Here is a 12404-nt window from a genome sequence, read left to right on the forward strand (position 1 = left end):
AGGACATCCGGCTCAGGACGTCCTCGCGGAGCGAGGCCATCAGACCCGCGATGGTTCCGCGGCGAGGCGAGGACGTCCGGTGTCACCGGGTGTCCTCGCGCGGCGGGGTCGTACGGCACGGCTGGGTTTTCACGATGTATCCGTGGCGCGGCTCGGACGACGACGTCCGGGCGGTGCTCGGCAAGGGGGCATGGCAGTGAGGGGAGAGGCCCGTTCGTATTCCGCGGCCCGCAAGGAGCGGGCCACGGACACCGACCGCTGGCTCAAGGATCTCTTCCGTACGGCGAGCGACGGCGACCACATATCCCTGGTCGCCGTCGGGAGCCTGGGCCGCGGAGAGCTGGCGCCGGGCAGCGACCTGGACCTGGTCCTGCTGCACAACGGCCGGGCCGACGTCGCCAGGGTCGCCGACCGGATCTGGTATCCGATCTGGGACTCCGCCGTCAGCCTCGACCACTCGGTCCGCACGGTGGAAGAGGCGGTCTCCGTCGCCCGGCAGGATCTGAAGGCCGTGCTCGGCCTCATCCAGGCCAGGCACGTGGCCGGGGATCCCGAGCTGACGCGCAAGGCCAGGGAGGCGGTGCTGGCCGAGTGGCGCGCCGACTCCAGGCGCAGGCTCGGTGAACTGCGTGACGCGGCCGACAAGCGGGCCCAGGTCAGCGGCGAGCTGGCGTTCCTTCTCGAACCGGATCTCAAGGACGGGCGCGGCGGGCTCCGTGACGTTCAGGCCATGCAGGCCGTGGCGGCCGCCTGGGTCGCCTCCGCGCCGGGTCCCCGGGCGCGCGAAGCCTACGAGTTCATCCTGGACGTGCGGCACGCGCTGCACGTCGTCACCGCCCGCAGCACCGACCGGCTGGTCCTGCAGGAGCAGGACGCCGTGGCGGGGCTGCTCGGGCTGCTCGACGCCGAGGCGCTGATGCGCCGGCTCGCGGAGGCGGGACGGACCATCTCCCACGCCTTCGACGCCACGTGGCGAACGGTTGACAGGCTGGTGTCAGGTCCGGCTCCCCGAGGCCGTCGCCCGCTGGCGGACGGCGTGGTCGAGCACGGCGGCGAGGTGGTGCTCGCCCGCGGGATCGAACCGCGCAAGGACCCGGTGCTGGTCCTGCGCGTCGCGGCCGCCGCGGCCGACTCCGGGCTGCCGCTCGCGCCCGCCACCATGTCCGTTCTCGCAGCTCAGTCGCCACCCATGCCGGTTCCGTGGCCGGAAGAGGCCCGTGACGCGCTGGTGTCGATCCTCGGCGCAGGGCGAGCCGCCGTGCCCGTGTGGGAGGAGCTCGACCAGGCGGGCATCCTTGTCAAACTGCTTCCTGACTGGGAGCGCGTACGCCACCGTCCCCAGCGCAATCCGATCCACCGCTTCACGGTCGACCGGCACCTGATCGAGGCCGCCGCGAACGCGGCCAGCCACACCCGTGAGGTCTCCCGTCCCGACCTCCTGCTGATCGGGGCGCTCCTGCACGACGTCGGCAAGGGCTGGCCCGGCGACCATTCGGCGACCGGCGAGGTCGTGGTGCGCGACATCGCCACCCGCATCGGCCTGCCGCCGCGTGACGTGGAGACCCTGGCCACCGTCGTACGCCACCACCTGCTGCTGCCCGAGACCGCCACCCGCAGGGATCTCGACGACCCCGTCACGATCGAGAAGGTCGCGGCCACGGTCGGCAGCCGCGAGGTGCTCGACCTGCTGGCCGCGCTGGCCGTCGCCGACGGCAACGCGACCGGGCCCGCCGCCTGGAACAGCTGGAAGGCCGGGCTGGTGGCCGATCTGGTGCGCCGGGTCAGGTCCGTGCTGGCCGGCTCGGCGCCGCCCAAGCCGCCCACCCTGTCGGCCGCGCAGGCTTCGCTCGCCCGCCACGGCGGCGGCGCCATCCGCGTCAACGGGGGAGCGGTGACCGTCGTCGCCCCCGATCGGGTGGGGCTGTTGTGGAGCGCGGCCGGCGTGCTCGCCGCGCACCGGCTCGTCGTCCGCTCGGCCTCGGCCGCCTCCGCGGGCTCCACCGCGGTGATCGAGTTCTCCGTCATCCCCGAATACGGCTCCCCGCCGGACCCCGCCACCCTGGAGGCCGACCTCCGTCTCGTCCTTGCCGGCCGCCTTGACATCGAGCAGCGCCTGGCCCGCCGCACCCGCGCGATGCGACCCCCCCGTGTACCCGTGGCTCCACCTCGGGTAACTTTGGTCGACGACGCCTCCGCGACTGCCACAGTGGTGGAAGTCAGGGCCCATGACAGGCCGGGACTGCTGTGGCGCATCGGGCGGGCGTTCGGGGAGTGCGCTCTTGACGTGAGGGCTGCTCGGGTAGAAACTCTCGGCGCAGAGGCGGTAGACGTCTTCTACGTAGTAGATCGCGCCGGTCGCCCCCTCAGCGACGACGCGCAGAGGGCCCAAGTTCGCGATCAGGTGCTGGCCGCGCTCCGATAACCAGCAGCACACGGCACCCGGACTAATTTGTAACGATTGTGTCCGATATGCCGGTTAAGTTAAAAGCTGCGGTTACCTTGTGGACGGCTTTAAGGCCCGTTGGTGGACGGGACGATTGAGGGGTATCGGAAGCAGTGACAACGGGGAACTCCGACAGCGGCCTCGCCGCGAGGCGGGACCGCGGGAAGCGGTCGCTGCCGCGCCTTGGCCTGCGAAACTGGCGCGTGAGGTGGCGGCTGACCGCACTCATCCTGGTGCCCACCATCGCCGCGGTCGTGCTCGGGGGTGCACGCGTCGTGGGGTCGGTGCAGAGCATCTCCGACTACGACCGTACGGCCGTCGCGGCCGAGCAGGCCGGTCGAATCCGCGACCTCGTGCAGGCGCTCGGGCTGGAGCGTGACACGGCCGGCTGGATCGGCGCGACGGCCACGATGCGCAAGAAGCTCGCCCAGCCGCTCGCCCAGCGCAAGGCCGCGGTGGACCGGCTGGCCCAGAGCGTCCGCGCAGACCTCGGCACCATCGACGACACCTATGGCCCGCGCGCGCTCAAGGCCGCCGGGCAGGCCGGCTCCGACCTGAGCAGGCTCGCGCGGATCCGCGCCGAGGGCCAGGCCAACACCAGCCGCTACGACTTCCTCTCCGACAGCCTGCTCAAGCTGCACGAGGAGCTGAGCCTGCTGTCCACCGACCCGGAGATCGTCGGCCAGCTCCGCGCCCTGAGCGCGATCGCCTCGGCCAAGGAGGAGATCTCCCGCCAGCGCGTCCAGCTCATGCGGGCCTCCTACGACTCCCGGAACGTGGACGCCCAGGAGGTCGAGCAGTTCATCGCCTCCAACGCCCGCCAGCAGAGCGACATGGCCGCCGTCGGCGCGGAGGCCGGCGTCGAGACCGGCCTGAAGTTGTGGCAGCAGCTCACCGCCAAGCCCCAATACGTCAACCTCCAGCTCACCAAGTCGCGCGCGATCACCCTGGCGAGCGGCAGGACTCCCGGCGCGCAGATCACCGAGAACCTGATCTCCGCCAAGGCCGAGCGCGAGGAGTGGTTCGAGGGCAACACGGTCGCCATCGACGTCCTGCACGGCATCGAGCGGGAGCTGGCGGCGAAGGTGAACCTGCGCAGCCAGGAGCTGCGCTCAGCCGAGATCCGCAACGCGATCATAGCGGGTGCGCTGATCTTGGCGCTCCTTCTGCTGGTCCTGCTGCTCACCGTGGCCATCGCCCGCTCCATGGTCGGCCCGCTGCGCCGGCTGCGCACCGAGGCCCTGGAGATCGCCGGCTTCCGGCTCCCCGACGTGGTGCACCAGCTCCGGATCAGCGGCGACACGACGGTCAGCGAGATACGGCCGATCGAGGTCGAGGGCAACGACGAGATCGGCGAAGTGGCCAGGGCCTTCGACCAGGTGCACCGGCAGGCCATCCGCCTGGCGGGCGAGGAGGCCGACCTCCGCAGCAACATCAGCTCGATGTTCGTCAACCTCTCGCGCCGCACGCAGACGCTGGTCGAGCGGCAGATCTCGCTGATCGACGGCCTGGAGAAGGGCGAGCAGGACGGCGGCCGGTTGTCCGACCTGTTCAAGCTCGACCACCTGGCCACCCGCATGCGCCGCAACTCCGAGAACCTGCTGGTCCTGGCCGGCCACGAGGCCGCGCGCCGGCGCAGCCAGCCGGCCAAGCTGGTCGACGTCGTCCGCGCCGCGTTGTCGGAGGTCGAAGGCTACGAGCGCGTCCAGGTCAGGGTGCACCGGGCCACCTCGGTGCTCGGCAGCGCCGCCAACGACCTCGTCCACCTCGTCGCCGAGCTGGTCGAGAACGCCATCCAGTTCTCCCCGAAGAACTCCCAGGTCATCGTCACCAGCAGCCTCATCGAAGGCGGCGGGGCGCTGTTGTCGGTGAGCGACACCGGCATCAGCATGACCGAGGACGAGCTCGCCGAGGCCAACCGGCGTCTGGCCGAGCCCCCGGTCGTGGACGTGTCGGTCTCCCGGCGCATGGGCCTGTTCGTGGTCGGCCGCCTGGCGCTGCGCCACGGGATCCGGGTGCAGCTCAGGAAGGGCGAGGGCAGCGGCCTGATCGCCATGGTGCTGCTGCCGCCCGCGTTGATCGCCGACGGCACGCAGCCACCGCTGCCGCAGCGGCCCGCGTTCGGCGGCGGAACCGTGCCCGCCCAGACGCCGGCCGGGCCGGTCGTGCAGAACGGGACGTTCAGGTCGTTCGGCAGTTTCGACTCGATCGACGGCGGCCTGCCCCGTACCGGTCCCAGCGGCCCCAATGGCCCCAGCAGTCCTGGAGCCCCTGGCCGGCACTCCGACGGTGGCTCCCTGCCTCAGCGGCCCCCCGGCGGCCCTCCGCCGCTGCGCCACGGCACCGGCCCGCAACTTCCCGGCACCGGCCCTCAGCCGCAGCGGCCGGGGGTGTTCGACAGCGGTCCGGCCCAGCAGCGGCCCGGGGCGTTCGACAGTGGTCCGATGCCGCAGCGGCCGGGGGTCTTCGACAGCGGTCCGCCTGCACGGCAGCCAGGGGTGTTCGACACCGGCCAGGGGGCCGCGCCGGGCCGCGGATCGGGTCCGGGCCAGGGCAACGGGCCGGCCGGCGGGCAGGGCAGCGGGCAGGGCAGTGGGCAGGGCTCGGGTACGTTCGACAGCATGCCCGGCGCACCCAGGCCGTCGTTCGGCGCGTTCAACTCCGACCCGGGCCGGGCGGGTGTCGGCGGCTTCACCGCGGACACCGACGGCGGCTCGTACCGGCGGCAGAACCCCTCGTTCGACTCCGGCACCTACCCTTCGTATCCCGGTTCGGGGGCTCCGCCATCCGGTAATGGCGCGTTCCAGACGCCGCCGCCGCTGCCGACGTATCCGACGAATGACGTGCGCCGGCCGGACCCGATCCCGTCGGTCGAGATGTCGCCGATGGAGCCTGAGCAGGAGGAATTCCTGCCGATCTTCGCATCGGTGGAGTCCGCCTGGTTCCGCAGGCCCCCCGGTGAGGTGGCGGACGCGCCGGTCGAGGGTGAGGCCAAGCCCGCGCAAGCCGTACCCTCTGGGGAGGAAGCGTGGCGAACGGCCGCAGACGCCGGATGGCAAGCGGCGGCCGCAGCCAGCGAGCCCAGTCTCGGCGGCATCACCGCCGCCGGGCTCCCGAAGCGCACCCCCAAGGCCAACCTGGTGCCCGGCACGGCAAGCCAGCCGGAGCAGCCCCAGCAGCCGCGGCAGCAGGCCCCGGCGCCACCGGTCTCAGCGGACCGGACGCGCAGCCGGATGGCCAGCTACCAGCAGGGTGTGCGACGGGGCCGCCAGGAAGTACGTGGACAGGAGGAACAGAGTGATTGAGCGTCCCGTCGGGGAGGATGCGTGACAACCCTTAGTCATGAGGCGCACAGGTTCGACTGGCTGATCACCGATTTCGTGCGTAACACGCCCGGAGTCGCGCATGCCGTCGTCGTCTCAGCGGACGGCCTGTCCCTGGCCACCTCGGAAGGCTTCCCGCCCGACCGGGCGGACCAGCTCGCCGCGGTCTCCGCGGGCCTGCTGAGTCTGACCGTGGGCGCGTCGAGGGTGTTCGAGGGCGGCGCGGTGACGCAGACCGTCGTCGAGATGCAGCGCGGGTTGCTCATCGTCATGGCGATCAGCGACGGCTCCGTGCTGACGGTGCTCGCGGGTCCTGATTGTGACATGGGCTTGGTGGCGTACCAGATGACCTTGCTGGTAGACAGGGCGGGTCAGGCGCTCACGCCGGCTCTGCGCGCCGAGCTTCAGGCCGCAAGGACCCGGTGATGTGATGGAACTGATGGGAGAGGGCCGTGTACGGCGCTGACGGAGCCGGGGACGATGAGCCCCTGTTCCGTCCTTACGCGGTGACGGGCGGCCGATCAGAGCCGCGCTATCACCTCGCAATGGAGACGTTGATCTCGTCCATGTCGATCGCCGACGACGAGATGGCCCTGCTCACCCCCGAGCAGGAGGCCATCATGCAGCTCTGCAGGTCGTTCCGATCGGTGGCCGAGATTTCGGCCCTGCTCCGCGTCCCGCTGGGCGTGGCCCGGGTGCTTGTGGCGGACATGTCCGACGAAGGGCTTGTCCGCCTGCACCAGCCACGCCTCAGCCAGGGGCAACCAGACCTCAACATGCTCGAAAGGGTGCTCAGTGGACTACGCAGGCTCTAGCCCCGGGCTGACGTCGACGAAGATCGTCGTCGCCGGTGGGTTCGGCGTCGGCAAGACGACGTTCGTGGGGGCGGTCTCCGAGATCCTTCCGCTCACCACCGAAGCGGTGATGACCGACGCGTCCGCGGGCATCGACGATCTCGGCATGACCCCGAACAAGCAGACCACGACCGTGGCCATGGACTTCGGGCGGCTCTCGCTGGACCGTGACCTGATCCTCTACCTGTTCGGCACGCCCGGGCAGCACCGGTTCTGGTTCATGTGGGACGACCTGGTGCGTGGCGCGATCGGCGCGGTGGTGCTGCTCGACACGCGCCGCCTGGCCGACAGCTTCCCCGCCATCGACTACTTCGAAGAGGCCAAGCTGCCGTTCGTGATCGGCATCAACGGCTGGGACGGGCATTTCGCGCACTCCGACGTGGAGGTCAGGGAGGCGCTGGCGTTGTCGCCGCACGTGCCCATCGTGCGCACCGACGCCCGTAACCGCGACTCGGTCAAGGGCACGCTGATCTCGCTCGTCGAGCACGTCGTACGCCTGCGTGCCGCCGTGAGCTAGTCGAGCACCGACCGCGCACCGACCGCGCAGGCCGGAGCGGTGCCGGACGTTCGTGCGTTCGCGACCCCTTGGCGTCCGCGTCAGGCTGAGCGGCTGTTCACCAGGGCTTCGACGCCGTCGAGCACCCGCTGGAGCCCGAACTCGAAGGCGTGCTCCGGGCTGTAGGCGGCGTTGAGCGCCTCGCCCGCGGCCTGCCCGACCCTGGACGCCGTCGGAAAGGTGCGGGCGTCGGTGATCCGGCTGAGGAAGGGCGCGTGCGCGGCCCACCACTGCTCGTCGGTCATGCCCGTCTGGCTCTCCGCCTGCGCGGCCTCCACGGCGCCCCTGGCGGCTCCGTGCACGAAGCCGGTGACCAGGGTGATCACCGAGTCCATCTCCAGGTCCGACAGGCCGATGCCGTCCACGGCGCGCAGCTCGTAGTCGTACTTGGCCGTGACGTTGGGCCCGAGCACCGGGCGGCTCGCGGCCACCCGCAGCAGCCAGGGGTGACGCAGGTAGAGCGCCCAGTTCTCCCTGGCGATCTGCTCCAGCCGGCCCCGCCAGCCGCCCGGCACGTCCTCCGGCCTGGCGGTCTCGCCGTAGACCATGTCGAGCATGACGTCGAACAACTCCGGCTTGCCCGGCACGTACGTGTAGAGCGACATCGTCCCCACACCCAGCCGCTCGGCGACCCGGCGCATGGACAGCGCCTGGAGTCCCTCCGCGTCGGCCACCTCGATGGCCGCGCGCGCGACGCGGTCGACGCTCATTTCGGGCCTGCCCTTGCGGCTGGCCCGCTCGCTGGTGCGCCAGAGCAGCGCGAGGCTCCGCGCCGGATCGCCTTTTCCGGAGTACTCAACGGTCACCTGCGTACGGTACACCGTACGGTTGCCCACTCGAAGCGTATGTTGTACGGTACGGCGTACGATTCGTCGGACGGGAGGCGGCCCATGCCTGCGGTGCTCACCCAGGGCTTACGCAAGACCTACGACGGGAAGGCGGCGCTGGACGGCGTCGACCTGGAGGCGGACCCCGGCACGGTGATCGGCCTGCTCGGCCCCAACGGCGCGGGCAAGACCACGCTGGTGCGCATCCTCACCACGCTGCTGCGCCCGTCCGGCGGCCGGGCGGAGGTGGCGGGCTTCGACGTGGCGGCCCAGCCCCGCCAGGTGCGCCGCACCATCGGTCTCGTCGGCCAGCACACGGCGGTGGACGAGCTGCTGACCGGCCGGCAGAACCTGGAGTTGTTCGGCCGCCTCTACCACCTGAGCGGTCCGGCGGCCCGCGCCAGGGCCGCCGAGCTGCTCGACCGGTTCGGGCTGGAGCACGCGGGACCGGCCAAGGAGTATTCGGGCGGCATGCGGCGCCGGCTCGACCTCGCGGCCGGCCTGATCCTGGCCCCGCGCGTGCTCTTCCTCGACGAGCCGACCACGGGGCTCGATCCGCACAGCAGGGCCGAGATCTGGCGCGCGGTGCGCGACCTGGTCGCGGGTGGCACCACGGTGCTGCTGACGACGCAGTATCTGGAGGAGGCCGACCAGCTCGCGGACCGGATCTCCGTGCTCGACGCCGGGCGGGTGATCGCCGAGGGCACGCCCGACGAGCTGAAGTCCAAGCTCGGCGGCGACCGGCTCGACCTGGTGATCCACGATCCGGCGCGGTTGCCGGAGGCGGCGGGAATCCTGGGCCGGGTGGCGTCCGCGCCGGCCGAGGCCGACCGGGACACCCGGCGTGTGCGCGCGCCGGTGCGCGAGCGGGTGCGGGCGCTCGCCGAGACGCTGGAGGCGCTGTCGGCGGCCGGGATCGAGGTCGAGGACGTCGCGCTGCGCCGTCCGACGCTCGACGAGGTCTTCCTCAACCTCACCACCGCGGAAGGCGGCGCGAAATGACGATCCTCGCTGAGAACCCGGCGGCGCGGCTGCGGTGGGCGCTGGCCGACGGCTGGACGATCGCCCGCCGCGACCTGATCCACTGGGCCAACCAGCCGATGACGGTGGCGTTCGGGGTGCTGTTCCCCGTGGTGATCACCCTGGCCTTCGGTTACCTGTTCGGCGGCGCGATCGAGGTGCCCGTAGGGGCGGACTACTTCGCCTTCCTCATGCCCGGCATGTACGGCATGACGATGCTCTTCGGACTCAGCGCCACCATGATCGCGGTCGCCGCCGACGCCTCGAAGGGCGTCACCGACCGCTTCCGCTCGATGCCCATGGCTCCGTCGGCGGTGCTGATCGGCCGGGCCGTCGCCGACCTGCTCAACTCGGTCCTGATCCTGGCCGGGCTGCTGGTCTGCGGCCTGGCGGTCGGCTGGCGGCCGGCCACGTGGCCGGGGGCGCTGGCCGCCGTGGGCCTGCTGCTGCTCCTGCGCTTCGCCCTGTTGTGGGCCGGCGTGTACCTGGGGCTGGTCGTCAGGGATCCCGGCGGGGTGGTGGCGGTGCAGACGCTGGAGTTCCCCGTCGGGTTCCTGTCCAACGCCTTCGTCGCCCCCGGCACGATGCCGGGCTGGCTGGGGGCGATCTCGGAGTGGAACCCGCTGTCGTCCACGGTGGCGGCGGCCAGGGAGCTGTTCGGGAACCCCGGGTGGGGCGGGGACTCGTGGGCGGCCCGGCACGCGGTCCTGCTGGCCGTGCTCTGGCCGCTGGCCATCACCGTCGTGTTCTTCGTCCTGTCGGTCCGGCGCTACCAGCGCCTCGACCGCTGAGCCGGTGCCGGGTCACCGATGGCGGTGGAAGTCCACCGGCTCCGGCGCGAGCGGGGTGTTGCCGAGGACGAGGTCGGCCGACTTCTCCGCGAGCATCATGACGGGGGCGTAGATGTTGCCGTTCGTCACGTACGGCATCGCCGAGGCGTCCACGACGCGCAGGCCGTCGAGGCCGTGCACGCGCATGGTCTCGGGGTCGACGACGGACATCTCGTCCACGCCCATCCGGCAGGTGCACGAGGGGTGCAGGGCGGTCTCGCCGTCGCGGGCCACCCAGTCCAGGATCTCCTCGTCCGTACGCACGCCGGGACCCGGCGAGAGCTCGCCGCCGTCCAGGTCCGCCCAGGCGGGCTGGGACAGGATCGCCCTGGCGTGCCGGACGGCCTCCACCCACTCCGTGCGGTCCTGCTCCGTGGACAGGTAGTTGAAGCGCAGAGCCGGCTTGCGCCGGGGATCGTCCGACGTGATGCGGACCGAGCCGCGCGCGTCGGAGTACATCGGGCCGATGTGCACCTGGTAGCCGTGGCCGCCGGCCGGCGCGGAGCCGTCGTAGCGGACCGCGATCGGCAGGAAGTGGAACATCAGGTTCGGGTAGGCCACGTCGTCGTTCGACCGGATGAAGCCGCCGGCCTCGAAGTGGTTCGTGGCCCCGGGGCCGCTGCGGCGGAAAAGCCAGTCGGCGCCGATGAAGGGCCGCCGCCACCTGGCCAGGGAGGGTTGTTGCGAGACCGGCCGCGTGCACGCGTGCTGGACGTAGACCTCCAGGTGGTCCTGCAGGTTCTCCCCGACGCCCGGCAGGTCGTGGACGACGGCGACGCCCACGCTCTCCAGCAGCGCGCGCGGGCCGACGCCCGAGAGCTGCAGGAGCTGCGGGGTGTTGACGGCGCCGCCGCAGAGGATGACCTCCGCCGCCTCGATCCGCTCGCCGCCGCACTGCACGCCCACCGCCCGGGTGCCCTCGAAGAGCACCTTCTCGACGAGGGCGCGGGTCCTGACCGTGAGGTTGCGGCGCCCGCGCACCGGATGCAGGTACGCGCGGGCCGCGCTGAGCCGCCGGCCCCGGTGCACATTACGGTCGAAGGCGGCGAAGCCCTCCTGGCGGTAGCCGTTCACGTCGTCGGTGAGCGGGTGGCCGGCCTGCTGGACCGCCTCGAAGAAGGCGTCGAACAGCGGCCCGCGGGCCGGGCCGCGCTCCAGCTTCAGCGGGCCGTCACCACCGCGGAAGGCCGTGCCCGGATCGGCCAGGCAGGTCTCCATCCGCTTGAAGTACGGCAGGCAGTGCGCGTAGTCCCAGTGCTTCATGCCCGGGTCGGCCGCCCAGCGCTCGTAGTCGAGGGGGTTGCCGCGCTGGAAGATCATGCCGTTGATGCTGCTGGAGCCGCCCAGCACCTTGCCGCGGGCGTGGTAGATCCGGCGGCCGGCCATGAACGGCTCCGGCTCCGACTCGTACTTCCAGTCGTAGAAGCGGCTGCCGATCGGGAACATCAGGGCGGCCGGCATGTGGATGAACACGTCCCACCGATAGTCGGGCCGGCCGGCCTCCAGGACCAGGACCGACACCGCCGGGTCGGCGCTCAGCCGGTTGGCCAGGGCGCAGCCGGCGCTGCCGCCGCCCACGATGACGTAGTCGAACCTCAACGGGGGATCCAGTCCTTCCACACGATCTTGTTCTCCTCCACCCACCGCTTGGCGGCCTGGTCGGCGGACATCTTCTGGTTGATCATGTCGCTGGCCACGGTGTTCTGGTCGTCGTTGGTCCAGGTGAAGTTCCGGACCAGCTCGTACGCCTGCCCGCCGGTCGTCGCGAACCGCCGGCTGACGATCTTGTCCAGCAGGTACGGCGGATAGTCGCAGGCCACCTTGGCCGGATCGTCGTCGCAGCCCACGGCATACGGGGGCAACGAGATCTTGACCAGTTTGACCTTGGTGAACAACCATTGCGGCTCGTAGAAATACATCAGCAGCGGCGTGCGGTTCTTCGTCGCGAACTGCGCCGCCTTGATCAGCGCGGCCTCGCTTCCCGAGTAGACGACCCGGTAATTGAGGCGGAGGTTCTTGACGATGGCCTCGTCATTGGTGACGAAGGTCGGGTCGCCGTCGAGGATCTGCCCGGCATTGCCGGTTTTGTCGGTCCGGAAAAGGCTGGCGTATTTATTGAGGTTTCGGTAGTCCGTAATATCGGGGTACTTTTTGACCATCCACTCGGGGACGTACCAGCCGATCACGCCCTTGTTCCCCGTGAGGCCGGCCGACAGCGCCACCTTCTTCTCCTCGATGTAGACCTTCTTCCAGTCGTTGTGACCCCAGCTTTCGGCGATCACGTCGACCTTCCCGGTCTCGAAGTCCTTCCAGGATTGGTCCTCTTTCGCCGCCCGCTTGTTCACCTTGTAGCCCAGCTCGTGCTCCAGCAGGTAGGCCAGCACGGCGGCCTGGGCCTCGTACCCGACCCAGGCGTGCACGTCCATGTTGACGGTCCCGCGGGCCCCGGTGGCGGTGCTGGGCTCGCCGCTGGAGCAGGCCGTCAGGAGCAGGGCCGCGACGAGCGGCCCGATGAGCGTCTTCTTCGGCATGAGAGTCTCCGCGACCGCGG

Annotated in this window: 11 protein-coding genes; 8 read left to right on the plus strand and 3 right to left on the minus strand. The window is 71.0% G+C overall.

What is annotated here, in order from left to right; genetic code table 11:
- The first annotated feature begins 50 nt into the window (after positions 1-50).
- From ACWD0F_RS37945 to ACWD0F_RS37970, 6 genes are all read left to right on the plus strand, one after another.
- Positions 51-200 carry a hypothetical protein gene (locus tag ACWD0F_RS37945; protein ID WP_449885042.1) on the plus strand — a complete coding sequence of 50 codons (150 nt, stop codon included), beginning with the start codon at positions 51-53 and terminating at the stop codon, positions 198-200.
- Positions 191-2422 carry a [protein-PII] uridylyltransferase gene (locus ACWD0F_RS37950; protein WP_449885045.1) on the plus strand — a complete coding sequence of 744 codons (2232 nt, stop codon included), beginning with the start codon at positions 191-193 and terminating at the stop codon, positions 2420-2422. The genes ACWD0F_RS37945 and ACWD0F_RS37950 overlap by 10 nt, the downstream gene beginning before the upstream one ends.
- A 224-nt stretch (positions 2423-2646) precedes the next feature.
- Positions 2647-5748 (plus strand): nitrate- and nitrite sensing domain-containing protein, encoded by a 3102-nt coding sequence (locus ACWD0F_RS37955; RefSeq protein WP_449885048.1) that lies wholly within the window; start codon positions 2647-2649, stop codon positions 5746-5748.
- A 21-nt stretch (positions 5749-5769) separates the two neighbouring features.
- Positions 5770-6192: a roadblock/LC7 domain-containing protein gene (locus tag ACWD0F_RS37960; RefSeq protein WP_449885050.1), complete on the plus strand. Its 423-nt coding sequence runs from the start codon at positions 5770-5772 to the stop codon at positions 6190-6192.
- 26 nt (positions 6193-6218) lie between these two features.
- Positions 6219-6581: a DUF742 domain-containing protein gene (locus ACWD0F_RS37965; protein WP_449885053.1), complete on the plus strand. Its 363-nt coding sequence runs from the start codon at positions 6219-6221 to the stop codon at positions 6579-6581.
- 7 nt (positions 6582-6588) lie between these two features.
- The gene (locus ACWD0F_RS37970; protein ID WP_449885139.1) at positions 6589-7137 is read left to right on the plus strand and encodes a GTP-binding protein; all 549 of its coding nucleotides are present in this window, start codon (positions 6589-6591) and stop codon (positions 7135-7137) included.
- 80 nt (positions 7138-7217) lie between these two features.
- Here ACWD0F_RS37970 and ACWD0F_RS37975 read toward each other — a convergent pair whose 3' ends face one another.
- Positions 7218-7982 (minus strand): TetR/AcrR family transcriptional regulator, encoded by a 765-nt coding sequence (locus tag ACWD0F_RS37975; RefSeq protein ID WP_449885058.1) that lies wholly within the window; start codon positions 7980-7982, stop codon positions 7218-7220.
- Positions 7983-8066: 84 nt separating this feature from the next.
- On the opposite strand from ACWD0F_RS37975, the gene ACWD0F_RS37980 reads away from it, so the two are divergent.
- Together ACWD0F_RS37980 and ACWD0F_RS37985 are read left to right on the plus strand one after the other, a co-directional pair.
- Positions 8067-9005 carry an ATP-binding cassette domain-containing protein gene (locus ACWD0F_RS37980; protein ID WP_449885060.1) on the plus strand — a complete coding sequence of 313 codons (939 nt, stop codon included), beginning with the start codon at positions 8067-8069 and terminating at the stop codon, positions 9003-9005.
- A complete protein-coding gene (locus tag ACWD0F_RS37985; protein WP_449885063.1) occupies positions 9002-9814 on the plus strand; it encodes an ABC transporter permease in 813 nt (270 codons plus the stop codon). Before ACWD0F_RS37980 ends, ACWD0F_RS37985 begins: the two co-directional genes overlap by 4 nt.
- Positions 9815-9826: 12 nt before the next feature.
- Here ACWD0F_RS37985 and betA read toward each other — a convergent pair whose 3' ends face one another.
- Both betA and ACWD0F_RS37995 read right to left on the minus strand, forming a co-directional pair.
- Positions 9827-11473, minus strand: a complete 1647-nt coding sequence (betA, locus tag ACWD0F_RS37990; protein ID WP_449885065.1) for a choline dehydrogenase — start codon at positions 11471-11473, stop codon at positions 9827-9829.
- On the minus strand, positions 11449-12384 hold the full coding sequence (locus tag ACWD0F_RS37995) for an ABC transporter substrate-binding protein (protein WP_449885068.1): 936 nt from the start codon (positions 12382-12384) through the stop codon (positions 11449-11451). Before ACWD0F_RS37995 ends, betA begins: the two co-directional genes overlap by 25 nt.
- Positions 12385-12404: the final 20 nt, after the last annotated feature.

The organism is Nonomuraea sp. NPDC002799, from assembly GCF_053592075.1.